The sequence below is a fragment of the Psychroflexus aurantiacus genome (assembly GCF_010820555.1).
Taxonomy (GTDB): domain Bacteria; phylum Bacteroidota; class Bacteroidia; order Flavobacteriales; family Flavobacteriaceae; genus Psychroflexus; species Psychroflexus aurantiacus.
The window spans coordinates 273,443-298,687 of the sequence record NZ_JAAIKD010000005.1; the positions used below are offsets into that span (position 1 = coordinate 273,443).

At 40.5% G+C, this 25,245-nt stretch carries 21 protein-coding genes; 4 read left to right on the forward strand and 17 right to left on the reverse strand.

All coding sequences use genetic code 11. The features are described 5' to 3' along the window. Positions 1 to 142: 142 nt before the first annotated feature. Positions 143 to 2,962, reverse strand: a complete 2,820-nt coding sequence (gene polA, locus G3567_RS10715) for a DNA polymerase I (protein ID WP_164005324.1) — start codon at positions 2,960 to 2,962, stop codon at positions 143 to 145. A gap of 405 nt (positions 2,963 to 3,367) precedes the next feature. On the opposite strand from polA, the gene G3567_RS10720 reads away from it, so the two are divergent. Continuing rightward, entirely contained in the window at positions 3,368 to 4,594 is a 1,227-nt protein-coding gene (locus G3567_RS10720; RefSeq protein WP_164005325.1) for a metallophosphoesterase, read from the forward strand. Positions 4,595 to 4,792: 198 nt separating this feature from the next. Here the strand turns inward: G3567_RS10720 and G3567_RS10725 are convergent, their stop codons facing one another. The 6 genes from G3567_RS10725 to G3567_RS10750 form a co-directional block, all read right to left on the reverse strand. Continuing rightward, positions 4,793 to 5,191: a VOC family protein gene (locus G3567_RS10725; RefSeq protein ID WP_164005326.1), complete on the reverse strand. Its 399-nt coding sequence runs from the start codon at positions 5,189 to 5,191 to the stop codon at positions 4,793 to 4,795. Between the two features lie 50 nt (positions 5,192 to 5,241). After that, positions 5,242 to 7,089 (reverse strand): DUF885 domain-containing protein, encoded by a 1,848-nt coding sequence (locus tag G3567_RS10730; protein ID WP_164005327.1) that lies wholly within the window; start codon positions 7,087 to 7,089, stop codon positions 5,242 to 5,244. 366 nt (positions 7,090 to 7,455) lie between these two features. Next, positions 7,456 to 8,643, reverse strand: coding sequence for a porin family protein (locus G3567_RS10735; RefSeq protein ID WP_164005328.1), 1,188 nt, complete (start codon positions 8,641 to 8,643; stop codon positions 7,456 to 7,458). Positions 8,644 to 8,686: 43 nt separating this feature from the next. Beyond that, positions 8,687 to 9,574, reverse strand: coding sequence for a mechanosensitive ion channel family protein (locus tag G3567_RS10740; RefSeq protein ID WP_164005329.1), 888 nt, complete (start codon positions 9,572 to 9,574; stop codon positions 8,687 to 8,689). A gap of 91 nt (positions 9,575 to 9,665) precedes the next feature. After that, positions 9,666 to 12,215, reverse strand: coding sequence for an ABC transporter permease (locus tag G3567_RS10745; RefSeq protein ID WP_235923566.1), 2,550 nt, complete (start codon positions 12,213 to 12,215; stop codon positions 9,666 to 9,668). Further along, positions 12,215 to 12,901, reverse strand: a complete 687-nt coding sequence (locus G3567_RS10750; RefSeq protein WP_164005330.1) for an ABC transporter ATP-binding protein — start codon at positions 12,899 to 12,901, stop codon at positions 12,215 to 12,217. The genes G3567_RS10745 and G3567_RS10750 overlap by 1 nt, the downstream gene beginning before the upstream one ends. Before the next feature lie 73 nt (positions 12,902 to 12,974). On the opposite strand from G3567_RS10750, the gene G3567_RS10755 reads away from it, so the two are divergent. Further along, on the forward strand, positions 12,975 to 13,679 hold the full coding sequence (locus G3567_RS10755) for an arylesterase (RefSeq protein ID WP_164005331.1): 705 nt from the start codon (positions 12,975 to 12,977) through the stop codon (positions 13,677 to 13,679). A 6-nt stretch (positions 13,680 to 13,685) separates the two neighbouring features. On the opposite strand, the gene G3567_RS10760 is transcribed toward G3567_RS10755, so the two are convergent. Both G3567_RS10760 and G3567_RS10765 read right to left on the reverse strand, forming a co-directional pair. Beyond that, positions 13,686 to 14,084 carry a hypothetical protein gene (locus G3567_RS10760; RefSeq protein WP_164005332.1) on the reverse strand — a complete coding sequence of 133 codons (399 nt, stop codon included), beginning with the start codon at positions 14,082 to 14,084 and terminating at the stop codon, positions 13,686 to 13,688. 363 nt (positions 14,085 to 14,447) lie between these two features. After that, positions 14,448 to 15,149, reverse strand: coding sequence for a gasdermin (locus G3567_RS10765; protein WP_164005333.1), 702 nt, complete (start codon positions 15,147 to 15,149; stop codon positions 14,448 to 14,450). 216 nt (positions 15,150 to 15,365) lie between these two features. On the opposite strand from G3567_RS10765, the gene G3567_RS10770 reads away from it, so the two are divergent. Continuing rightward, entirely contained in the window at positions 15,366 to 15,518 is a 153-nt protein-coding gene (locus tag G3567_RS10770) for a hypothetical protein (RefSeq protein WP_164005334.1), read from the forward strand. A gap of 36 nt (positions 15,519 to 15,554) precedes the next feature. Here G3567_RS10770 and G3567_RS10775 read toward each other — a convergent pair whose 3' ends face one another. From G3567_RS10775 to G3567_RS10790, 4 genes are all read right to left on the reverse strand, one after another. Beyond that, on the reverse strand, positions 15,555 to 16,067 hold the full coding sequence (locus G3567_RS10775; RefSeq protein ID WP_164005335.1) for a hypothetical protein: 513 nt from the start codon (positions 16,065 to 16,067) through the stop codon (positions 15,555 to 15,557). A gap of 166 nt (positions 16,068 to 16,233) precedes the next feature. Next, positions 16,234 to 17,079, reverse strand: a complete 846-nt coding sequence (locus G3567_RS10780; protein ID WP_164005336.1) for a hypothetical protein — start codon at positions 17,077 to 17,079, stop codon at positions 16,234 to 16,236. A 65-nt stretch (positions 17,080 to 17,144) separates the two neighbouring features. After that, positions 17,145 to 18,167, reverse strand: coding sequence for a hypothetical protein (locus G3567_RS10785; protein ID WP_235923567.1), 1,023 nt, complete (start codon positions 18,165 to 18,167; stop codon positions 17,145 to 17,147). Then, the gene (locus tag G3567_RS10790; protein ID WP_164005337.1) at positions 18,164 to 18,964 is read right to left on the reverse strand and encodes a DUF6090 family protein; all 801 of its coding nucleotides are present in this window, start codon (positions 18,962 to 18,964) and stop codon (positions 18,164 to 18,166) included. The genes G3567_RS10785 and G3567_RS10790 overlap by 4 nt, the downstream gene beginning before the upstream one ends. Before the next feature lie 329 nt (positions 18,965 to 19,293). Between G3567_RS10790 and G3567_RS10795 the strand changes: the two genes are divergently transcribed. Continuing rightward, entirely contained in the window at positions 19,294 to 20,361 is a 1,068-nt protein-coding gene (locus tag G3567_RS10795) for a methyltransferase (RefSeq protein ID WP_164005338.1), read from the forward strand. Between the two features lie 860 nt (positions 20,362 to 21,221). Here G3567_RS10795 and G3567_RS10800 read toward each other — a convergent pair. From G3567_RS10800 to G3567_RS10815, 4 genes are all read right to left on the reverse strand, one after another. Continuing rightward, the gene (locus tag G3567_RS10800; protein ID WP_164005339.1) at positions 21,222 to 22,058 is read right to left on the reverse strand and encodes an SAM-dependent methyltransferase; all 837 of its coding nucleotides are present in this window, start codon (positions 22,056 to 22,058) and stop codon (positions 21,222 to 21,224) included. A gap of 299 nt (positions 22,059 to 22,357) precedes the next feature. Continuing rightward, positions 22,358 to 23,338 (reverse strand): DUF6624 domain-containing protein, encoded by a 981-nt coding sequence (locus G3567_RS10805; protein ID WP_164005340.1) that lies wholly within the window; start codon positions 23,336 to 23,338, stop codon positions 22,358 to 22,360. 272 nt (positions 23,339 to 23,610) lie between these two features. Beyond that, positions 23,611 to 23,979, reverse strand: a complete 369-nt coding sequence (locus G3567_RS10810) for a response regulator (RefSeq protein WP_235923568.1) — start codon at positions 23,977 to 23,979, stop codon at positions 23,611 to 23,613. 1 nt (position 23,980) lies between these two features. Beyond that, positions 23,981 to 25,162 (reverse strand): sensor histidine kinase, encoded by a 1,182-nt coding sequence (locus tag G3567_RS10815; RefSeq protein WP_164005342.1) that lies wholly within the window; start codon positions 25,160 to 25,162, stop codon positions 23,981 to 23,983. Between the last annotated feature and the right edge of the window lie 83 nt (positions 25,163 to 25,245).

Below are 25,245 nucleotides of genomic sequence, written 5' to 3' on the forward strand. Positions count from 1 at the left end.
TTTATTCATTTCTGCTAGATTTAAACTTGAACCTGAAATGAGCCTGCCTGCCTTAGTCATCAGGCAGGCAGTTTCAGGTTGACAAAAGCAATCGACTAAGATAGACTATAGATACCCCGATGGCTCTGCCTCGGGGTATTTTTTAATGCGCTTCCAGCCAGTTTTGTCCGGTACCCATATCCACATCTAAAGGCACATCAAGTTTAAAGGCATTTTCCATTTTGTCTTTGACCAGAGCTTTGAGTTCTTCGAGTTCATCTTTATGCGCATCGAAAACCAATTCATCATGCACCTGTAGGAGCATTTTAGACTTGAAGTTCTTTTCCTCCAGGGCTTGGTAAATATTGATCATGGCTACTTTAATGATATCGGCAGCGCTCCCCTGTATGGGTGCATTCACGGCGTTACGCTCGGCCGCGCTGCGCACCACATTGTTTCTGGCATTGATGTCTTTCAGATAGCGTCTTCTGCCCATCACGGTTTTAACGTAGCCGTTTTCCTTGGCAAATTCGACCTGCTCGTCGATATAATCTCTGAGTTTCGGATAGGTCTTATAATAGGTTTCAATCAGTTCCTTGGATTCCGTTCGGTTTAAATCGGTTTGATTGCTTAAGCCGAAGGCAGAGACCCCGTAGATGATTCCGAAATTTACGGTTTTGGCATTGCTTCGCTGTGCTCTAGTCACCTCTTCAATATCGACTCCAAAGACTTTAGCGGCAGTGGAAGCGTGGATATCTTCCCCGTTTTTGAAGGCTTCGATCATGTTTTCCTCCTGACTTAAAGCGGCGATGATCCTCAATTCGATTTGAGAATAATCGGCAGCAAGTAAGACGTGATTTTCATCTCTGGGTACAAAGGCTTTTCTCACTTCCCGACCGCGTTCAGTCCGGATAGGAATGTTCTGCAGGTTAGGGTTGTTCGAACTCAATCGCCCGGTGGCAGCCACCGTTTGCATAAATTCGGTATGCACGCGTTTGGTTTTGGGATGAATCTGCTTGGGCAGGGCATCCACATAGGTGCTCTTGAGTTTGGAAAGCTGTCTCCACTCCAACACCTCCCTCACGATTTGGTGTTCTTTAGTATATTGAGATAAAACATCTTCTGCGGTAGAATACTGACCGGATTTGGTCTTCTTGGGTTTTTTTGCAATTTCCAGCTTCGCGAAAAGAATTTCTCCGAGCTGCTTGGGAGAACCGATATTGAATTCCTCCTCCGCTGCTTCATAAACCGACTGTTCTAAGCGCTTGATATCTTCATCGAGCTTTTCTGAAATATTCTCCAATGCAGATTTATCCAGGGTAATGCCTTCAATTTCCATAGCCGCAAGAACCCTTAGTAACGGAATCTCAATGTCTTTGAACAGGGGCTCGTTGGAAGCTTCTTTCAATTCCTTTTCAAAAAAGGTCTTGAGCTGGAAGGTGATATCGGCATCTTCCACAGCGTACTGCGTCTGGTCTTCCAGGTCTACTGTGCGCATGGACCTTTGATTTTTCCCCTTACCAATCAGGTCTTCAATGGGCTGTGGTGAATAGTTGAGGTAAGTCTCCGCCAGGACACTCATGTTATGACGCATGTCCGGGTTGATGATGTAATGCGCCAGCATGGTATCAAATAGGGGGCCTTTGACTTTTAAGTTATAATTGGCCAGCACTTTAATGTCATACTTCAGATTCTGTCCGATTTTCTCAATTTCTTTAGACTCAAAGAAAGGTCTTAAAACTTCAATGAGTTCCTGGGCTTCGTTCTGGTCTTCCGGAAAAACGACATAATAGCCTTTGTGGGCTTCCCATGAAAACGCAATCCCCACTAACTCAGCATCGAGCGTTTTGAGGCTCGTGGTTTCCGTATCAAAACATACCGAAGTTTGCTTCATGAGCCTGTCCATAAACAGTTTTACAGACATCTTTCCTTTGACGTACTGGTAGTGATGGTCTGTGGTCTCCAGGGTCTTATAACCGTCGAAATTCGCCGGATCGACGTTGGCAGCGTCGGTATCATTCCCGAAAAGCGAAAACTGTCCTGCACCTGCTGTTGGTGAGGCTGTTTTTGAAGAGGTTTCTTCAGAGGCCGCTTCACCTTTGTTATACATTTTGACAAACTGCTCCGTCAGTCTTCGAAATTCCAGATCTTTAAAAATCTCCAGGACCTTTTCTACCTGAGGAGGTGAGACTTCATATTTAGCTTCATCGAAGATGACCTCACAATCGGTAAAGATGGTGGCGAGCTTTTTGGACAGGATTCCAAGCTCGGCGTTGGCTTCGATTTTCTCTTTCATTTTGCCTTTCAGCTGGTCGGTGTTTTCCAGTAAAGCTTCCATGGAGCCAAACTGCTGAAGGAACTTTTTGGCTGTTTTTTCTCCAACCCCCGGCAATCCCGGGATATTATCGGAAGCATCGCCCATCATCCCCAGAAAGTCGATGACCTGCTCCGGGCGTTCGACGCCAAATTTTTTCTGAACTTCGGGAATACCCCATTTCTCAACGCCATTGCCCATTCTGGCCGGGCGCTGCATGAATATATTTTCGGTGACCAGTTGTGCGAAATCCTTGTCTGGGGTCACCATATGGACCTCGTAACCTTCGGTTTCGGCCTGCTTGGCCAGGGTGCCAATGATGTCATCGGCTTCCATGCCTGAGATTTCCACGACAGGAATTTCCATGGCGTGAAGGATGTCCTGAATGATGGGAATAGATTCTTTGATGACCTTTGGCGTTTCATCGCGATTGGCTTTGTAGGCTTCATACATTTCCTTGCGCTCCTTGCTTCCGTCTTTGTCGAAACACACGGCCAGATGGTCCGGGTTTTCGCGTTTGATCACATCAAAGAGTGAATTCATAAATCCCATGATGGCAGAGGTGTCCTGCCCTTTGGAATTGATTCGTGGATTCTTGATGAGGGCATAATAGCCACGGAAAATCATTGCGTAAGCGTCTACAAGGAAAAGTCGTTTTTTGGAAGCCATAGGTCAATTTTTGTTGAATGTAAATTTAGTTGAAATTATGGCTTAGCCAAAATTGAACCTGCTGTTTGTTTGGATTAAAATAGTGAATTTACTCCAGTGCCACGGAGTACGCCAAGAGTAAGCTTTGTGTCCTCTGTGCCTTTGTGGTGCATAATAAAACGCTTTAGTGAATTCGATAATTTAAAAATTTCGAATTCACTTCTCGATGTATCCGACTAGGATGGACACTTGAGGTGTTCCTCGACTACTTCAGTGGAACACGGAGGCAGACATCCGGCTGAGTTTTAGAGAAAGGTTTGGTGGTCTGCTGCATATGTCATCTGGCAGGATCAGCATAAATACTTCTAAAACTTTATATAAAGCGGTTTGTCGCTAATTTGCGAGGTCTATATTTGCAGAAAAAAAATGCGGTGGATCATCTCAATAGCCATTTTACTGGCTTTGGAAGTATATGCGTTTCAGGCGTTTAGAACGCTGTTTAAATTCTGGTGGAGCTTATCGGCCTATGTGGCCATCACGCTTGTCGCGGCGGGCCTGTTGATATATTCGTTTTACCAGCCTGCACCGCATGGGTCTTTGACCGGGTTTCGAGCCTATATGATTGGTATTTTCCTGAGTCTTTCAGCTTTAAAACTCAGCGTTGTCGTGGTGATGTTTGGTGAAGATACCCTGAGAATCCTGATTTTTATTTTCAATAAACTTTTTACGTCATCGGCTGAAAATCTTCCTTCACGCCGCAAATTCATAAGCACACTCGCATTGGGTCTTGGCGCCATTCCTTTTCTGTCTCTGCTTTATGGGATGTATAAGGGGAAATACAATTTCAAAGTCCTGTCCTACGAGCTGGAATTCGATAATTTGCCGGAAGAATTTGACGGGTATACGCTTACGCAGATCAGCGATATACATAGCGGGAGTTTCGATAATGAAGAGGAGATTAACTACGCTGTAGATCTGGTGAATGAACAGGAGTCGGATGTGATTTTATTTACCGGAGACCTGGTGAACAATCTGGCTGAAGAAATGAAGCCCTGGGTTCCCGTTTTTTCACGACTGAAAGCGAAAGACGGAGTTTATTCCATACTTGGGAATCACGATTATGGAGATTATTATCAGTTTGCAAGCAATGATAAAAAGCAGGAAAATTTTATGGATTTGGTCAAGGTGCATTCCGATTTAGGCTGGGATTTGCTTCGAAATGAACGCAGGGAAATAAAAAGAGGAGAGCATAAACTGCATGTGATAGGGGTTGAAAACTGGGGCAAAGGCGGTTTTAAAAAAGCGGGTGATTTTGAAAAGGCAGCGGAAGGTGTAGATCCTAAAGAGTTTAAAATTCTGATGAGTCACGATCCTTCGCACTGGGATGAGGTGATCAAAGGTCATGAAAAAGAGGTGCAACTCACCTTGAGCGGACATACTCATGGGATGCAGTTTGGAATTGAAATTCCAGGCTGGTTCAAGTGGAGTCCTGTTCAGTATCGCTACGAACAGTGGGCCGGGCTTTATGAAAATGCGAAACGGTTTATTAATGTGAACCGCGGGTTTGGTTACCTGGCCTACCCAGGTAGGGTGGGAATCTGGCCGGAGGTCACCGTGATTAAACTGAAACGCAAACCTGCTTCTGAAGCCTAAGAAGAGCTGTCTAAAAATCCATTTTTTTGTCATTCTGAACCTGCCTGTCTGCATCAAGCAGACAGGTTTATTTCAGAACCTTAATAATGGATTATCAATCTATATTTAGACCTAAAAATTCCCGAAGCGTCAGGCCAAGGTGGCAATTTAATGTCGTGAGACAGCTTCTTTAAACTAACTTCAGAATGCTGATCCATTTTATTTTGCATTAATCATCCAGTGGACTCCATACTTGTCGGTTAGTCTTCCGTAGTATTCACCCCAGCTGGTTTTCTGGTATGCTGCCAAAAGCTTTCCGTCTTTCACTAAGGCGTCAAAAATGTCCTTCCCCTTGTCTTTATCATCCAGGTCTATACTCATCTGGATTTTAGTTCCTGAGGTTAGATTAGCGTCTGGAGAAGCATCATTTCCCATGATGTGAAATCCGTCACCTACCAGTTCGGCGTGCTGCAGCTTGTCTCTGTAATGCTCAGGAAGGTCCTGGATTTGATCCTGATAGGTTTGACGGTTAATGATTCTGCCGCCAAAAATGGATTGATAAAAATGGAATGCGTCTTTACAATTTCCTTCAAAAGATAAGTAGGCCTGAATGTTCATGATTCTTGTTTTTTTTAAAATAAAAATTTAGCCCCACTTTTTCCATAAATCTATCCTAAACCTTGCTTTCTAAAGTCCTGTTTTTGATTGTTTATCCAGGTGTCAACTTGCTTTTCCAGGTAGTTTAACGGCAAAGCCCCACTGCCAAGAACGAGGTCGTGAAACGCTTTGATATCGAAATTTTCGCCCAGTTCGTCTTCAGCTTTTTGTCTGAGTTCACCAATTTTAAGCATACCGATTTTGTAACCTGTTGCCTGTCCGGGAATAACCATATAACGTCTAACCTCTGCTTGGATAGCGCCTTCCGAAATCGATGAGTTTTCGCTAAAATACTGAATGGCGTCTGCTTCAGTCCAGCCTTTGGAGTGAAGTCCCGTATCGACCACCAATCGGATAGCCCTCCAGATTTCGTTGACCAGTCTTCCAAAATCATAATACGGATTTTCATACTGTCCCATTTCCTTGGCCAGTTTTTCAGAATATAAAGCCCAGCCCTCCACATAGGCATTGTAACCGCCTTGGGTTCTGAATTTTGGTATATCCTGGAGTTCCTGAGCTATGGAAATCTGCATGTGATGTCCGGGATTGCCTTCATGATAAGCCACGCCTTCCAAAGTCGTTTTTGGCATAGAAGACATGTCCGAAAGATGCACATAGTATGTGCCGGGTCTGGATCCGTCTGGAGTTCCTGCCATATAATGCTGAGGTGCGCCATCCTGTTCCCTAAAAGGCTCAACACGCTTCACTTCTAAATCCGCTTTGGGTAAAATGCCGAAGTAGTCTGGAAGTTTTTTGGTGATTTCATCGATGTATTTAGTAGCTTCCGTTAGGTAAGCTTGTCGTCCTTCGTCCGTATTTGGGAAATAAAATTGCTCGTCTTCATTTACAAACTTGAAGAAGGCCTGCAAATCACCGTCAAAACCAACTTCCTCTTTAATCGATTTCATTTCTTCCTGAATACGCTTCACTTCTTTGAGACCTATGTCATGAATTTCATCTGCAGTGAGGTCTGTTGTGGTGGAAGCATTCAGTCTGTAGTTATAATATTCAGTTCCGTTAGCATGCCGGCTTACACCGGTTGGCTTCTCTTCCGTATTGGGCAATTCGTTTTCAGTCCAGGCAATCAAATTTTCGTAAGAAGGTTTAAAGGCATTTAATAAAGCTTCTTTTGAAGCCTGTTCCAGTTCTTCTGCCTTTTCTTCTGATATTAAGTCGTCCTCGAGTAAAGCTCCTATTTTTTTCTTCATGTCTTGGTAAATCGCTGAAGTGTCATCACTCTCGTCAAAAGGCTGGCCGGTTATAAGCGATTTGCTTTGGTTTTGAACGATTTCCAGGGCAAAACGCGGCGGAAGAATGTTGTTTTCAGCCTGAGACTTTGCGCGATCCAGCAGCTGATTTGTGGCCCGATCCATTTGCTCAATCCGACTGATATAAGCTTCCATATCTGAAAGGCTGTCGACTTTATGAAAGTTGATAAGCATGTTGGGCAGGCGTGTGTGGATGGACGTCATCTGGTCGAATATATATTGCATAGGAGCATAGTTGACTTCCTTTTGCTTCATATCGCTTTGATAAATCCACAAATCATAAGACAGCTGACCTTGCTGATCGAGCTGCTCATAATCAAACTCTGCCTTAAGCTCGTCAACAGATTCCTGCATCCATTTTGCCTCTTCCTTCAGCGCTTCCATGCTCATGTCATCCAGCTCTCCATAGCGGTCTTTTCTGCCAAGGGCTGTGAGTCTTAACGGGCTGGTTTGAAGGGATTCTTCGTGTTTTTCATCAAGCCAGGTGGTTAATTTTTGGTTGAGGTCTTTTTGTTCAGAAGCTTCCTGACAGGATATTCCTATGAGCAGGAAAGCAAGAAAAAGGTACGAGAGTTTTGAATTTTTAGTCATATGAAAGGGTTTAAATGGGTTGATTGGGTTTTTGCTGGTAAAGGGAATAGATCGTTAGGGCGGCATAAAGAACTCCGAGGCTTAGAGTATGGTAGGGTGTAAGAAGACCGAAAAAAATGTAAGGAACAGCCATAAGAACATTTTAAATTCAACCTAAGTTAATTTAATATCTGTTAAGATGCAAATCCTCGCAATAGCTAAGGCGGTATGATTCTTTAAAGCTTCGGGTTGCAGAGGCGAGTAAATATACCGTTTTGGTTTTAAGATGTGTTCGCTTATGAGCCTATAACCCTCTGGTTATGTTGTTTTCGCAGCTGAATTCTGTTTTTTTATCACTGCCTGACTCAAAGTTTATCAGAGGCGTTATTAAAAAAGGGTATATCCAACTATCACGGACATCGTCTTATAATCAGAATTATAAAACTTATAGTTATGAAAAAGTTCTCTACTGCTAAAATACCTGAACTCCAGACTGTATTTGTCATCGTGTTTATACCCTAGTCCAAATGCAAGATTGAAACCTGTTTTGATTTCTGTGAACTTATTAAAAATGGATGCTTTGCTGCTGAAATCTGTAACGAAAGACCCATTTATAAAGAGCTTGGAGGTTTCATCTAAAAATAAATAATGCCTTATGCCCACAGGTAATTCAATGGAGGTATAATCAATGCTCTTTTTCAAGACTGTCCTGTCGGACCTGGAATAGTCAGACTTAAAATATTGGTAGGTTGGCTCAACAATCACCGACCATTTGTTTTTATTAAAGGGCATGATATATTCAGCCTCAATTCCAACTCTGAAATTAATACTATTGTCAAAGTCGGCATTTAAAGAATTGCTTTGAGTGTTATTAACCCTCAGGGAGGTGCTGTTTAAACCCGGTCTAAGTGTTAAGTGAAATAAGTTCTGTTTCTGTTTGTTTTCAAAATTGACATAATCTGAGCCTTCACATGCATTATATTTTACAAAAAGATCGATTAAATCCTTGCTCCTGTAATCTGTTTTTTCAACCTCATTCTTGGTGATGCCTTCACATTTCAAAGCATTCCATAATTGCTGCTTAAACCTTTCGTTTTCGGCAATTTCCGTTTTAGAACTTCTGTATTTTTTGTAAACCAGTTGTTCAACAGGGGAGTCCCCTGTATTAAAAAAGAACCTAAGAATATTTCCGTCTGTATACGCATACAGGCTGGCTTTTCCTTCCACTAATACCTTTAAGTAATGTTGTTCTTTTTGAAATACAGGCTTTTTTTCTTCACTTAAGGCGTTTAGAGTTCTGCCGGATCTGTCCATATCAACCTGACGCCTTACGTATTTTGATTTATCATAAATACCGAATTCTTTTGCAGATTCCAGAGTCATTATGACCTCTTTTGCATTCTCTGCTGACTTGAATGAAAATTGAGTGGGATTATTATTCCAGTCCACGTTTCTGATCAGGCCTTCTTTCCTTTCATCAGAATTGGAGATGAAGTAAGCTTCTTCGAAAGAAATTTGGGAATAGCCATTGAAACCTATGACTAAAATTAGAACAGAAAAGACGTGTTTTATCATTGCTTGAGCATTTCGAATCAAAGGGGTTTCAATTCCAATGCAATTATAAACTATTTTCGTCGCTGTTCAATTTTAAGTTTAAGGAATCGGATTGATCGTAGTTTTTTAACTCTACAATGGAAGCGGGAAGGCTAAAGCCGGCCGAAAGCAATGCGCCCATGACCTTATCCATCGCGTTGGACCTGATATTGATATGGTAAGATCGCTTTGTGGATTCAAAGGTGTTAATCCAGAATCGCACTTTCAGGTTCACGGTGTTGGTGGCGAATTCATCAATAGCTATGCTGGGTTTTTTATCCCCTTTCAAAACCGAGTCTAGCTTGCTGAGGGTTTCCTCAATAATTTCCGAAGCTTTCCCCGGACTGTTTTCATAAGCAATACCCACAGTGAATTCATACCTCAGGAATCCGTCAATGGTATAATTAAATAAAGGGTTCTTGAGTATGATGGAGTTGGGTAAGAAGACATCTCTGCCGTCCGGGGTTTTGATAAGCGTTTCCCGAATGTTGATGTCTTTTACAAAACCAACAATCTTATCGACTTCAATCAAATCATTTAATCTGAACGGACTTTTAAAGGCCAGGATAATACCCGCTAAGAAGTTTTCGCCGATGTCCTTTAGTGCAAAACCGATGACAAAGGTTAGCAGTCCAGCTCCTGCCAGAATTTTGTTGGTAAAGGCATCCAGGCCAAGCATATAAAGCGTGATGAGCAGCACAGCGGTCTTGAGCGCAAAGCTGATGATCTGCGATATAAAGGTTGCGGTGATGTGATTTGGAGACTTTTTTATGAGACGCAGCCTTACTCTTTTCTTGATGAAATTGGCGATCAGAAATCCCGCAATCAGGAAGAGTAATGTTAACCCAAGGTGAATGTAATTCGTTTCAAAATACTGAATAATATCCTTATAAAAGGTTGTAGGATTTCTCATAGGATTTGTTTTTTAAAATTCTCAATTTACCCGAATGTATTAACTAATGTGACACGCCAGCTCGTTACATGCTCATGAACCTTACCCTCATTTAGCTGACTTCCTTTCTTAATACCTCCAGCGGTGGTTTTCGGATCACACTCAGGCTATTGCTCAGTCCGATCACTAAAACTAACAAAACAATTCCAGGAAATATAATCAGGAATGGAATTAAAGAGGGTGTAAATGGAGATTCGAAGACCAGCCAGGCCAGGAGTTGGCTGCTGATCAAGGATAACAGAACGCCAGATAAACCTCCCAGAACGCCAAGATAAATATATTCTAAAGCAGTGATATTTAAAATCTGCTTGCTTTTGGCACCCAGCGTTCGCAGCAAGACACTTTCCCGAATACGCTGGTATTTGCTGGTTCTTATGGCTCCTAAAAGCACAATAATTCCAGTGAGAATACTGAAGAAGGCCATAAAATTGATGATCCATGAAATTCTTCCCAGGAGCATTTCGATGACATTTAAGACCTGCTGTAAATCGATGATCGACACATTGGGAAATTTTTTCACGAGTTCCTGCTGCAATTCAGCCGATTTTTCTTTGCCGGGGAGTTTGGTGGTCAGAACGTGAAACTGCGGGGCTTTTTCCAAAACACCTTCAGGGAAAACCAAGGAGAAATTCAGTTGCATCCGCGACCAGTCTACCGTTCTTATGCTTCCTACCACGGCCTCCAGCAATACGCCCTGGACATTAAAAACCAGCTTATCCCCGACCTTAACTTTAGCATCTTCAGCAAAATTAGTGCTTATGGAAACGGGAACCGGGTTAAGATTTTCTCCTTCACCAGTCCATGACCCGCTTTCGATGCTTTCCGAAGCAATAAGGGAGTCGCGATAGGTCGTCCGGAATTCATGGTCCAGAACCCAGCCGTTTATCCGGGAAGTCGAATCCTTTCTTATTTCCTTCACGGATCTGCCTGCCAGACTTTGCACCCGCATGGTCACAATAGGGATATCATTCAAAACAGGTAAGTCGTTTGCTTTTATGGTTTGAGCCAGGGCCTGGCGCTGCTCACTCTGCACATCCAGCAGGATCATATTGGGACTGCTGGACTGGGACTCTATAGAAGCCTGTGCCAGCAGTAAATCTTTGCTGAAGTAAAGCGTGCTTATCAAAAACGTTCCCACTCCAATCGCTAAAACCAAGGTAAGGGTCTGATTTTGAGGTCTAAAAAGGTTAAGCAGACTTTGTCTGGCAACAAATCCCCACTGCTGTGGAAAATATTTCCGAATAGCCTGCATAAACAGGTAAGCTATCCCGGCAAGTATAGCGAAGGTCAGTAAAATTCCACCGACAAAAGCTAAGGAATATACCCAGTCTTCCAGGAGCCAGAGCGAGAATAAAAAGATAAATAAAAAGATACCGGCCGATACTAAAATAATCGCCTTCCTGGATTTTTTGGACTCTTCCTTTATGACCCGCAGGGCCTGTAATGGAGAAATGTAAAGCGTCCCGATTAAGGGGTATAAAGCAAACAGGACCGACATGAAAATCCCGAGTAAAATTCCCATGACAATGACCTGCAACGAGAACGTGACTTGTACATCTACAGGCAGTAAGCCTTCCAGGAGAAGCGGGAATACCTGCTGAAGCAGCAATCCGACACCGGTACCTATGAGACCGCCTATCAGCCCCATCATCGCTACCTGAATGAGGTATATTAAAAATGTTTGTTTCTTACTTGCTCCCAGGCACTTCAAAACCGCAACGGCGCGTAATTTCTCCTTGATATAAATATGAATAGCACTGGCAATACCTACACAGCCGAGTAACAGAGCAATGAAGGCCACAAGATTGAGGAACTTGCCGAAATTCTCATAACGTCTGCCCAGTCGGTCGCTGGTAGAGGTGTGGGTGTCCAAATCGGCTTCTTCTGCATCCAGCATGGGATCCAGCTTTTCATCCAGCTGTTCCATGTCTGCTGAAGGTGCTGCCGTAAAATAAAACTCGTAGTCTATTCGGCTTCCGGTTTGCACCAGACCGGACGCTTCAATAAATCGATAAGGGATAAGCACCGGGGGAGCTACTGAGCTAAAAATAGCCGTACTTCCCGGAACAGCGTTCAGTGCGCCTGCAATGGATAAAGTCACTTTACCGATTTTTATACTGTCGCCTGGCTGTATGCCCAGTTGAAGCATGACGGTGGCATCGACCAGGGCCGCTCCCTCTTTCTGATAAACAGAGGCGGCGGAAACCGGTTGAGTTTCAAGTTCACCATAAAACGGGAAACCCCCTTCAATACCTCTGACCTGCATTAACTTGGTGGCTTCATGTTGTGGAAAAGCCGCCATAGAGGCGAATTTGATTTCTTTGGCTTGAGGGCCACCCAGCGAATCCATAATCTGGAGTACACGCTCATTGGGAGGGTCGTCACTGTCTATTTTAAAATCGGCGCCCATCAGCGCTTTGGATTCTAAAGCGATAGTATCCTTTAGATTCTCCCCAAAGGACTGAATGGAAACCACGGCCGCGATTCCCAGCACGATAGAAGCCATGAAAAGGAACAGTTTCCTGCCGCTGGCTTTTCCGTCGCGCCATGCCATTTTAAAGAGCCAGCTGAAGCCCGGTTTGGAAGTGTTATGCTTACTCATTAGACTGGCTTTTCTTGGTTTTCGATGATTCTGCCTCCTTTCAACCTGAGGATGTGCTGTGTTTTATGGGCCAGTTCAATATCATGGGTAACAATGACAAGGGTAGTGCCTGCTTCTTTATTAAGCTCGAAAAGCAGGGCTTCTACTTTTTCACCGGTTTCTGCATCCAGATTTCCGGTAGGTTCATCGGCAAACAGAATGGAAGGACGGTTCGAAAACGCACGGGCAACCGCTACGCGCTGCTGTTCACCTCCTGAAAGTTGAGAAGGATAATGATGAATGCGATCCCCCAGTCCCACTTTTTCCAGGAGGTCTTTACTGATTTTGGAAGCATTTTTATCGCCCTGAAGTTCCAGGGGCACAGCCACATTTTCCAGGGCTGTAAGCGTTGGTAAGAGCTGGAAATCCTGAAAAACAAAACCGATATGTTTATTTCTAAGCAGGGCTCTCTCATCTTCACCGAGTTCACTCAGTTCACTTCCGCACAACTGTATAGACCCCGAGTCCGGACTGTCTAAGCCGGCGCAAAGGCCTAGTAAAGTCGTTTTTCCGCTTCCGGAAGGCCCTACGATGGCAAAGGTCTTTTGTTCCTCAACTTCAAAATGAATATCTTGTAAAACTTTTAGGCGTTTGGATCCGCTGGAATAGCTTTTCTCAAGGTTACGTACGTTTAATATCTTTGCCATCTTAAATCTGATTAATGTCTTTTATCGAATGAAGGCAAAATAAAGAAACGAATTGATTATAAACCCCTGTGTTATGAGAACCTTAAGGCCTTATTTCTGTATTTTTTTAGTAGTCCTGTTGCTTTCCTGTGGAAAGACTACCGATAAAAAAACAGAGCAAACTTCAGCAGAAACCCCAGAAACGGAAACCCAGGCTGAGGTTGAAGAAAAAAACGTGATTCTTTTCTTCGGGAACAGCTTAACGGCTGGAATGGGCCTGGAGCTTTCAGAAGCTTTTCCGGCACGTATTCAACAAAGGCTTGACTCCCTGGGTTACGATTATGAAGTGGTGAATGCAGGATTGAGCGGTGAAACGACAGCCAGCGGGAAAAACAGAATTGACTGGGTTTTAAACCAGAATGTGGATGTTTTTGTTTTGGAACTGGGCGCCAACGATGGTTTACGCGGAATCCCCATCGAGGAAACCCGGGAAAATCTTCAGGACATCATCAACACGGTAAGGGCGAAAACCCCCGAGACCAAAATTATCCTGGCCGGTATGCAGATTCCACCGAATATGGGAGAAAACTACACCACCGATTTTAGAAACATTTTCCCCGAACTTGCCGAAAAAAACGACGTGGCTCTTATTCCATTTCTGCTGGAGGGTGTTGCCGGGGATCCTGAACTAAACCAGCAAGACGGCATACACCCCACCGCCGAAGGCTATAAAATTGTAGCCGACAACGTGTGGGGTGTGTTAAAGGATAACCTAGTTAAAAAAGGGGGCAATTCCTGAAACTCTTTATACTAAGCTTCCTACAAGAATAGTGATGAGGATAAGCAATAACATGAGCCAGAACCAGATGCCAATAGTAACTGCAGGTTCCGCAGGGTCTGTAGGGGTTCTTTCAGTTCTGCTGTAAAACTCTTCATACCGTCTTCTGTCAATCCGGGTAGGCGTAGCAGCTGAAAGTATTAATGCAAATAGGAGTCCTATGATTAAGAAATCAAACCAGGCGATATCCCAGTAAAGGGGTCCAACCGGATCTGAAATTACGGAAATTAGCCATATTCCGCCGATCAGGATCACTAAAAAAGGCCAAAAAGTACCCCATGGTCCTCTAAGGCTGAAGCCATAAAAGAATAAAGCACCAATAAAAAGTGCGGTTACAAAAATTCCAATTAACTCAATCCAGTCCATAAGTTTAGTTTTTAGTTAATATTAATAATTGTTTAATTAATATTACTAATTACAGACCTGTCTCCCGGCGGCTGGATTCGTTTTAACATCAAAATAACGCTTGCATGATTTTTTTCTTAAATTTCATAACACATTAGCCTCTCTCTGAACTTCTTAGGTATTTTTTCTTTTGATTTTGTTCCTGCCAGCCTTTATGCTTTACACTACATTGCTTAAGGATTTTACTTTAGCGCGATGTTTACAGCGGGTTGGGATGAGTTCTGAAGGAGACGTGAAGGATTCGGGATTTAGGGGCTTAAGGCCTGCAAAGCAATCCTGTGACCTGCAAGCCTTACTTCAGACCTGGCATAAGCCTCATGCTTATCAGAAGAAGCGCCTGTTGTCTGTCACCAGGTTTGTATTGATAAAATGACCCATATCGAAGTCTATCCGGTCTGCTTTTACGGCTACAGGAAAGTAATTGCCTCCTTTGGAAATCATTCTTAACTCCCTTTCACTGTTCCTCGAAAAATTCAGTTTACCGTCCGCTGTTTCATTCAGGATCGCCACTAAATCAGCTTCTATAGAAAAATCGGTTTCAATTTCAACCACCAGATGCTTGGCCTGCAGGGTTCCGGAAATTACAAGGATATTCCTTTTGTTAGCATTTTGGAGAAGGGTTCTGTTGGGGTGTAAAAAATCGGAGCTGGCCAGATAGTTTTGAATTTCTCCTATGGGTACCTCCTTGGTGATGGAGTGATCATAACTGATGCTTATTTTTTTTCCGGAGGTTATCCGTGCCGAGATTTCAAAAGATCCAAGACCGATTGAGCTTAAAATATCTTCCAGCATGGAAAGGCCAATATTGAAACTGTATTCATCTTTGGTGGTTGAGGTCACATGCAAAGCTGTATTGACCACTTCGTTCATTTTGGCATCACTGATGAACGCATGCCGGATATGCGAATAATAAAGCTGCACATCATTAAATGGTTTTTTTAACCACAGCTGTAAGAGTTTGTGATTTCTTACGGGGCCTTCAATAAGATCGTAGCCCTGGTTTCTTAGGGTTTGTGTAAGATTCATTTTGGTTGGGTTTTAAGAGTTCATATCATGACTTATCTTTTTTTAGACCAGAAGAAGCTCAGCTATTTATCACGGGACCATACCTGCTCCCCGGGTTTATATGCTTATTTCCAAAACTACTTTCCAAAACAAAATCCATCCCGCTAACCAGTCAGGACCTCTTATCCTATAAACTCTTAAAAGTACAATAAATTACGATGGGTTTAAACATTTAACATGAAAATGAATAATACCATAACAAAGCATGATATATGTTATGGAATGTCTTGTGAAACAGCCTGTTTAAGACTAGGCCTGAGTACCTCTGTAAACCATAAGCGATGGTTTAGTCCTGAAACTTCGTGGAGATTTGATGTAGCGACAGAGTAGAGAGAGCTAGCAATTACTTATAGTTAGTAAACCTTTTTATTCATTAGACAAAAATTCAGTCACTACAGGACTTTTTTCAGATTCCATTTCGCAAGTCCAGCTATCAATCCACCATCTTCCATTTTCATGATGGAGCTGAATGCTATTTACACCCCTGATAGGGGATTCAGTGTTTGGGTCAGTTCGTATTTCAAAGGCGCTCCAAACTTGTGCAATATTTCCATATTTAATAACTATTCTTTTAAGCTCCTTCTCATAGAAATATAATCCCATCGGGATATATTCAGCTTCAAGGCGATGTGATTCTGCTCTTCCGTTTTCGTCCAGTCTTGTTATAAGGGCTATCTTTGAATGAATAAATTTATCCCTTTCAAACTCCCAGGGCTCACTACTAGAACCTGAAACAACATCATAATATGCATTTATTACTGCATCTACTGAGTTTACGTCTTCTGCATATTCCTGGGTAATTTGCCCGAAAACCGAATTACAGGAAAAATTATGCCAATTGCTGTAAAAATTATTTTGTTCATATCGGTTGGTTTTCAAATATTTGGCAGGGCTTAGGCTAAACATTTTTGACCTTTGAAGGGAGTCACCATCCTCTTGGTAAAGTAGCTAAAATCTTTGAAAGAAGATAATCTGACACACCCTCTCTGGAATATAGCAGGTACTGGCAACAATTTGAAGTTTAGCGTTAATAGTAATCACGTGTTTAGTTAGCATAGTCTTTAAAAAAGTGTTCTGTATCCCTTAGGTCTTCAAGTCCGAGAATCCAGCAGACTTCAGCAAGATCTGAAAAATCCAGGCCTCCGGCTAAAATAGCCTCATTGGTATAGCGCCCTTCTTTACCATTGTATTTAACGGCTAAATCCACGGCGAGCTGCCATATTTCAGTCAATCCCGGATCGGTAATGTAGTCCTCCCAGTGGGTGAAGTCCGGGTCACGAAATCCTGGAGTGCCGTTTCCGACCCCATTACCATCCGGTATTTTCACATAGTCGGTCCTTCGTTTCACGAAATCCAGCTTTTCAGGTGTGGTGACCTCTTCATTCCATTCGGCATGTTGTACCACATGTACTCTTTTCGAGCTTTCTATTTCAGGCAGATCTTTTTGTAAAGCATCGACAAGCTCAGCGGAAAAATCCGACTGTCCCGCATCGGCAATCCATACGTCCCCGCCCTGTAAGAGGGTTTGTATGGCTAGTGATTTTACGGTTTCAACAGCCCCTTTCCAGTTAGCATGAGCGTCTGTCCAGTTCTCTCCAAAGGCGAGCTGAAACAGCGCATTGGGGGGCACATATAAACCCTCCTGCATGCCATAAGTGCCGGCGACTGCATGATAATTTAGTTTCGAATAGGCTGGATTGGACATTAAAGTCTTAAAAGCGGCGACGGTATGAAGGTCATCTACATCCGTTTTACAGTCAAATTGTACCAGCAACAGGTCTTTTTCTATAGCGAAACGTTCTGCTTGCAGAAAACGCTCTGCAGGGGTATTGCTGTTGAATGCCATGAAAACAGGCAGTATGGCAATACTTAGTAATGCTTTATATTTCATAAGTCGTTCTCAGGTTTTTATTCCGAAGCTTTTTTTATAGTCATTCTTAGCTTTCTTTGCACAAATTATATGTGCTTCTGTAAAGCCTTATGTATTTGGTTTTCAAATTCAAGTGTATCGTCTACGTAGAATGCTAAATTCCTGTACTTTCTTTTTATCCCGTAAAGCCCGGTAAGTTCGTTTTCTTTTTTCAAGCGGATTATGATGTTATGGCTTTCCAGTTCACCAAACAGGGATAATTTTCGGGTTTCTTTATCTGGCTCTAAATCTTTTGATGAAATTTCAAGGCTGTCAATATCTTGTAGGTCGATAGTTGTTTCCGTCATCATGCCATAGCGAAGGTGAAGTTGGTCTTTCTCCAGGGATATGGGTCTTTTAAACATAGATTTTAAGAACCCGAAAATCTGGATTCCTGAATACATACTCAAAAATGTCAAAACCCAGGCTGCTGCATCGCTCCATTTTGAAAGTAAAATATGAATTGCAGCGGTCTCAATTGCTACCAGGAATAGAATTACAACCAGCAATGCTATTGTTCCGCTGTCTTTGTGGTAGGAAAATTCATTGGCTTTCAATTTTCGTCTTTTCCAGTAAATAAAACCATAGTAAAACACTCCAATTTCAGTAACTACGGGCATAACCGCTTTTCGGGGCAGAATGTCGTAACAGGTGTCCTTCAAGCTTGTAAAAAAATCAAATGTTGATTTTTCATTTTCCTTGAATTTTATAATTGCTTTTCTGAGCTTGTAAAAGACATAGCTCAACACAGCTAATTCCAGAAAAGGAAGTATCCAGGTTTTAAAATATTGAAGGTATTGCTGATCTTCCTTTGGGAGAAAAAAGGACCCTATTAAAAGTCCGATGATCAGAACAGGAATCACTGATATTTTAGGAATTTTAGACTTTCGAATTAGCAGAAAGTAAATCAACGGAACAGTCAGCAACAGGTCAACTGTAATGGCCATGACCAAGGTCTCATTTCCCGCCAGAACCGGTGATTTCATTACTAAAATGAGGCCTCCTAAAAGACTTAAGGGGATTCCAAAATTCAACAGGTTTTTATTTAAAGCAAATGTTCTATGCATCATATTAGCCTTTTGTTATTTTTCGATTCTTCTTCATTCAGGGCGATTATGTTTTCAATTTTAAGTTTCACACCAAGAGACTTGCCGTTCGTGTAAGTCGTGTTGACAATCAATAAACTCAAAAAATCCTCAAAGTCAGGATGATTTAACAAGTTGGTCGGGTCACTTTGTGCGAATAATTCCTTTAGAGATTTCTGTTTCTTAAACTTGATCTGAGTCACCTTTTCTCTGAATTTTTGATCATCCAGAAACTCTACATTCAGTCGACCAATTTGATAGTGATTTATTAAAAAGGGATAAAAACGCTCTTCAACCCAATTCACTATGATGGTTTCTTCTTCCCGTAATTCACTCAGAGAACTGGAGAAGGCAGATATTTTTTCTCTTAACTCCGGATTGGTAAGCAAATATAATCTTCCGGAATTTGTAAGGTCATTACTTACACCTAATGCAGGGTCAAAGGTTGGGCGTGTGATGGTTCTGGACAGATAGCGATTGAGGCTGTCACTGCCAATCAGGTCTGTGTCCAGGTTGCTGTAATCCACTAATTTAATGGAAGAGGTTATGATTTCGTCCCGTATAAATATTTTACTGTTGAGCTGGTCCAGATTGTTCTTATATTCTTCTAATAGCTGAGTCAGGATTTGTTTTTCCTGTTTGGCATTCTGTAGGTTCTGATTCCAGGTATTGATGGAAAGCGCAATTAAAATTCCGATAACCACAAGTATGATTTCTCCTGTGGCATACAGCAGGTATTTACTGAATTTGCCTGCCCGGCCGGCCGGCAGGCTTTCAGTCATTAGGTTTTGCCTGATTTTTCTAAAGAATTTTATCACAAGCCTTTCGTTTCGCTAAAGATATGATTTTTAATTCATTGGATTATCAGATTATGAAGCACAAGGATTCAGATAAAAATAGCTGCAGGGCATCGCACTTTTCCGCCGGGGCGGAAGTAGGCAAGGACCTGCCTGGCAGTAGGCAGGAATAGCAAATTAGTCTTGAATTTCGCTTAGGAATTCAGTCGCAATGCGCTACATACATTTTTACCCAAGCTTATTTGAATTATTATCTATCAAATAATGGAATTGGCAGGAAGGATTGTCTACCTTATAAAAATGAAAACTAACCTATGATGACCAGTATAGAAGGAAATAATCCAGAGCCTATTTTGATTAATAAAGCCAAAAAAACATTCAAACAAGGAACTAATGTTGAAAACACGATTGAATGCCTAGTACAAGGTGAGTTTATACTAATTAATGAGTTCTATAATGATGGAATAGCTTTACTACAGGATTTACATAACTATCTAAAGCGAAGACTACCTACTAAGTCTTTTAAGGATCAGCAGGATTATCGCTCAGAATACTTTAAACTTTCAAATCTGATTTTAGTAGAAATTACCGATCAAAAACTATGCGCAAAGAAATCACCCAGTATCGGCTGGTTAAAAAAGTTTTATCCGGAAAACAACCATTTCTATTTGACCTTTCCTCAAATACAAGGATTGAATAGTGCCTGGCAATGGTATGAAAATGGAGTTTCCTTACCTGTGTTACGAAATAAGTTACATCCATATTATGGAGTTTACTTCCCAACCCGTTTCGATCATTTACTTCTCTTTGACAATTGGTTGAAACGCTATAATGGTCCCAAAAAAACAGTTATTGAAGTTGGTGTTGGATGTGGTGTTTTAGCTTTACAAATGCTACAACACGGCTTTCAAAAAGTTTATGCAACTGATATTAATCCTAACGCAATTATCGGATTGAAAGAGTTTATGGGAACCACTAAGCTTTCTCGAAAGATAGAGCTGGATTTGGGAAATCTTTTTGGTAAGTGGGAAAAACAGACAGAACTGATTGTGTTTAATCCGCCCTGGTTGCCAAAAAGTCATGATTTAGGAAGTATTGATGATGCTATTTATTATGATAAGACATTATTTTCTGACTTTTTTAATGAAGCAAAAAAGCGCCTCTTACCTAACGGGAAATTGATAGTGATATTCTCAAACTTAGCTCAAATAGCAAATTTAACAACGGAGCATCCAATTAAAAGAGAGTTAGCTGCAGGTAACAGGTTCCAATTGGAAAGATGCTTTAAAAAATCTGTAAAAACAGCTTCTGATAAAACGAAAAGAGGACAGAATTTACGTTCTCTGGAAGAAGTTGAACTTTGGGTACTAACAAATAACTAAACCCTTGGGATATCGAAATAGTTTTTTAAAAGTGGGTAAGGTTTCTCATATATAGCTTCTGGCGAAGTAAAAACCGTTTGCCTTTCGGTCTGCCTGCCGGCAAGGGCAGGTTATATTTTTATCTTTTAAAAGTATAAAAATTTGGATTTAGCACTAATTCCACAATAAGCTATATGCGATGTGTGCGCCTTGAATGGTAAATATAGTCAAATATTGACTAATGTTCTTTTAGATATAACGAACAAGCTAGAGGGTTAAATTCCCTTAGGGGTTAGGGTAACGCCTATAACCATTAGTAAGTCGCAAGCTGGTTTACCGAGAGGCATTCAGTGAAGTAAGCGAGACTACAAAAGCCGGTACTGACCAATAAGAACTGCATATAGAGGCTAGTCGTATTGGGGTAAGCAAGTACGTCTTTGCAACGCCCACAAGAAAAGGTACAATTAGTAGATACAGCAGGAATTGGCAGGAAGCTATTTACATTGCCGAGGGAGGTCTCCAAAGTCACGAGTTGGCTATATGGAGAAGTCAGCCGAAGTCATAGTACTTGCCGGAAACGAGCCATTAACAGAGATATGGATGGTCTCACAAGTAAGGAAGGACGGAACGTGTTTCTCTTTAAAATTCGCATAGGAATGATATTTCATGGCCTATGCTTAAACTAGAAGATAGTTTCAAGGGTGTAAAGAGCCTTGTAGTGATGGATTACGAGACTCCGTATACAGACCCTTACGTGCGGTGGTGTGAGAGGCGCGCTCCGTCAGTAACTGGCGGAGCCGTCTACTCGATTAGCTGCTGGCTTTACTTTTCAGTTAAAATTATTATAGTAATAGTAAGCAAATAATTTTCATATTTAACCATTATTTTTCAGCGTAATACACCATCATTTTAGCAATGTTTTTTTTGATAATTCTGTATTGTACTATTCCCGATAGATTATTTTTAACTAATAAATTTGGTACTAATTTAAGCTTATTAAAAAAAATAGATAGAGGATAACTCCATATGCTCATTTTATAAATCTTTTTTGATGACGGATGGGATTCTTTTGATACATCAAATTCTTTTACTTCTCTGAATCCAACGTCTCTAAGGGATTGTTTAAATTCAGAAACTTCTGCTAGATTAGGAACTGCCCATCCTTCGCAGAAGGTATTTAAGTCCTTAGCCTCCTTTTTATTTTGAGGTTTACGATATTGAAATCCATCCCAGATAATTAACCTTCCGCCTTTTTTGAGTACACGATAAGCTTCTCGGAGAAAGTCTTTTTTATTTTCGGCATAACAAACACTTTCTATTGCCCACACTACAGAAAAGGTTTCGTCTTCAAATCCAGAGTTTAAAAAATCCCTTTGATAGAATGTTGTTAAATCATTTACGTTATTTTCAATTGCTAATTTTTCAGCCTTCTTAACTTGTCTTTCACTTAATGTAATACCTGCAACACGAGTTTTATAATTCTTAGCTAGCCATATTGAACTACCTCCAACACCGCAACCAGCATCCAAAATATAATCATCAGATTTAATTAGAGCTTTTTCTGATAAAAATTGGTTTGTATTTAAAAGTGCCTCATTATGATTTTTAGTTTTCGAGTCCCAGTACCCATAATGTATTCCGTGAGTGTCACCATGATAAAAATACTTATAAAAAGGTAAAGTATAATCGTAGTATTCTATTATATCTTTTTTGCTCATTAATTTTGAAAAGTTTTGGTGTTATATATTTTACTGTAAAATGTTCAACTATACCTTGATAGGAGACTTCGACATGAGGTTATGTTTCCTAAAATATTCTTTAATTTTTGGTTTTTTTAGCTTGCAGCTAACGGGAAGTGTATCTTTCAGTAGCGACAAAAAAAGCACTGCCCTTATTTATAAGTCGTAAATTTATAAAATAAATCCCAAACCCAAACTATTGCTTGTAGCTGTTGTTGGCAAATCATTTTATTTATTGAATTTGATTATTATAACCGCCGACGATATTATTTGGGTAACTAATTTTTGTCATTTGATTCAATCTTTTTGATTTGTGCTTTATGCTTTTCCGTATCCCAGTCGATTCCATATTTTACCAAATACTCTTCGATTGGTTTTAGACCAACGTTTACCCTTCTTTCGTTTACTTTTTCCGGTTCCATCAAAGGAGATACGTAATTTTCTCCGGTTTCAGGGTCTCTGGCAATTTGGGTTCCATAAACCTGACGCTTACCTTGTCTAAGACTTAAACGATCTTCCAGTAAAGCTAAGGCACCAGCGGCTATTTTGCCATCGGCTACTGCCTTTCTGAGAACAGGTAGATATTCTTCCTGGGTTTTCATATCACCATGTTGCAGGGTCAAAAAGATTGCATTACTTCCTGGTTTACCTATTTGCTTGAGTGATGGCCAGCCTAGACTGTCGAGCAAATTTGTTACTTTGATTACATTGAGAGAATCACTCAACCAGACTTGGCGTCTCACTCTTTCTGTTTCAGTAGCCTCGTATCCATGCACAGCTATAATAGCTCTATATTCTCTTCGTCCACCCTGGTCTTTAAGCATAATTTCGTCTAATAGATCTGAGATCTCATTTCTTTGGATACCCTCTGCCTCATTCTTATTGTGTCTGATGATTTCCATTAACTCAGACCATCCTTCTTGATTATGCAGCTTTTTTAAGTCTAAATCTGTAGCAATATGCCAATAGTTCTTGTATTGGGCCTCATTTGCTAGATGAAAAAGAAGGTCAAACGAGCTTTTTGGGTCATTTGCCAAGGCATATGCGCAGGCTGCATTGTAAATGTCGCGTGTGTTAATCTGTTCTTCAAATTGTTCAAACGCTGCTTTGTATTTTTCTGCAGACAGTAGATAGTCTTTGGATTCGAATAAACTTGAGGCTTCTTCGATTAATTGAGCGTATTTTTCTTGGTTCTGACCAAAAATAGACGTTGTAAGTAAAAAGCAGAATGCAGCTAAAAATAGAGTTTTAATTTCCATATTATGATCGTTTAATATGATTGCCAACGATCTAGTACTAGAATAGTAGCGGATTTTTACGTACTAATTTTTTCGATTAAATACAGACTTTTTTATATTTCTAACTTTTTTTGGGGCTAAAACCGCTATAATTTTTATACATTCTTGGCAGCTGACATTCATTAAGCCAATATTTCTATTAGAATTTTTCCAAACCTCATTTAATAGAAATTCTCAGCAGAGTTAATTCACTTATTATTTTATAAACACTCAATATAATAATTTACCTCAAATTAACTAGCTATCTTCTTTTTTACTACTTCAAGTTTCTCCTCTGTGAGAGGCTTTTCAAAGTAATCAATTACAGATATGTAACTAGAAGCCTTTATTTTGTCATCTGGATATCCTGAAGATGTCAACATAAATATTTTTGCATTCATGCAAAGTTCTTTAATTTCTCTTTCAGCCAAAAACTCCCATCCATCCATCACTGGCATATTTATGTCCAAGAAAATAATTTCAGGGCAGTCCTTTTCAAGATATCTAAGGGCTTCCATTCCGTTGAGTGTTTCTTTAACTTCAGTAAATCCAGCACGATTCAGGACTTCTTTAGATAAGAAATTTGTTATTTTATCGTCTTCTATCAATAATACTTTCTTCATTTTATTTTTCATTTAAATAAACTTTGAACAATGCTCCTTCATAGGGCTTGCTTTTCACTACTATTTCCCCTCCGTGCGTATCAATAATTGTTTTAACTATATACATTCCAATACCCTTTCCCTCTACATGTGTATGTAGCCTTTTAAAAAGACCGAACATTTTCTTTCTATATTTACTAGCATCAAATCCAAGTCCGTTATCTTTTACTTTTAGACAAACTCTTCCATTAAGTTTAGTTGTTTTTACTTCAATAATTAATGCCTTATTAGGGTCTCGGTACTTTATTGCATTAACCAATAAGTTATGCATAACACTTTTTAAATGCAGGTGAGGATAAACAATTATAGGGCACTTAGAAAAATCGGTTCTTAAAGTGGCGTTAGAGGTTTTAATTTGTTCGGCAATACTCTTTTTTATTCCATTGAAGATATTCTCAAATTTCAAGCTTTCACTTCTATTATTCAAGGTGGCTTTAAAGTTGATAACATCGTTCAGCGTAAATACTGTTTTGTGTAATTGATTTATACTTTTTTTCAAATTATCAAATAACTCTCTATTTTGCTGGTCCGTAAACGCATCTGTATCTATCATAGAGGTAAGTGTACTAAGGTTGGTAGCAGGTGCCTTCAAATCATGCGCAACTATAAAAGCAAATTCTTTCAGTTCTTGGTTTCTTAGCTTTATTTCTTTGGATTGTAGTTTTACTTTATTTACCTCTTCCTCTAATGCTTTTCTATAGTTCTTTAGCTTTTGTTCCGCTTTTTTACGTGATGTAATATTTTGAATAAAAACATGAATTATAGGTTTGTCTCCTACAAGGTACTTGCAAGGTGTAGCTTCTGCTATGAAGACAGATCCATCCTTTCTCTTAAAACATGTCTCTACAAACATTCTCTCTTCATGCTTCATTTTATCTAAAACCACATGTGAATGCTTGATTTCATCTTCGGGATGTAAATCAAATACACTTTTGTTAAGTAATTCATCTTTAGAATAACCAAGCTCTTCTATCAAACTATCGTTTGCATTAATAATATTCATAGTTATATCATGAACTAAGGTTGGAATTGTTGAATATTTGAAGATCTGCTTAAAAATATCGCCTTCCACATCAATTTTCTGAAAATCTTTCCCGGGATTTAATGAGCTAGCATTTTGAAATTTATTTTTTTCTTTTGCCATATTTTAGTCACATTGTTTTCTGAATCATGATTTTTTGGCTTTCTGCCAACGTGTTCGTATAACCGTCAGTTAGGGTTTAAAGT